Annotated in this window: 1 protein-coding gene; it reads right to left on the bottom strand. The window is 77.7% G+C overall.

Features of this window, described 5'->3' with window-relative positions; translation table 11 throughout:
• Positions 1-105: 105 nt before the first annotated feature.
• On the bottom strand, positions 106-551 hold a 446-nt coding region (locus DW299_RS00035), incomplete at its 5' end, for an ROK family protein (protein ID WP_136035198.1).

The raw sequence follows: 551 nt of genomic DNA, 5'->3' as shown, positions 1-551 counted from the left end.
CGCCCGCGCGCGCGGCCCCCGCGTCGGCGCGGTGCGTGCCGCCCTCCACGAGCCGGTCGACGCGCCAGGTCAGGTCGAGCGCGGGGTTGGGCGTGACGGTGAGGATCACGTCAGCTCCCTGGCCCGCAGGGCCGCACCGATCAGACCCGCGTTGCCGGAGAGCTCGGCGGGCACGAGCACCGGCAGCCGGTGGAAGCTGAGACGCGCGGCCAGGCGGCGCCGCAGCTCGTCGAACAGTGCTCCTCCGGCGCGCGAGAGCCCGCCGCCGATCACCACGGCCTCGGGGGCGACCACCGCGGTGAGCTGCGCGAGCGACATCGTGAGCGCGTCGAGCGCGGAGTCCCAGATCGCGGCGGCGACCTCGTCACCCGCGGCCGCCCTGGCGATCACGTCTTTCGCGCCGTCGGGCACGACCCCGGTGGCCTCCCGATAGCGCCGGGCGATCGCACCGGCCGAGGCGACGGCCTCCAGGCAGCCGCGCGCGCCGCACGGGCAGGCCGGGCCGTCGGCGATGGGCGAGTGGCCGATCTCGCCGGCGTAACCGCCCGCGG

Origin of the sequence: Microbacterium sp. K35 (genome assembly GCF_004794375.1) — a bacterium.
In the GTDB taxonomy this organism is placed as follows: domain Bacteria; phylum Actinomycetota; class Actinomycetes; order Actinomycetales; family Microbacteriaceae; genus Microbacterium; species Microbacterium sufflavum.
Note: the sequence above shows the minus strand (reverse complement) of the source record. Positions and strands in the feature narration are given on the sequence as shown.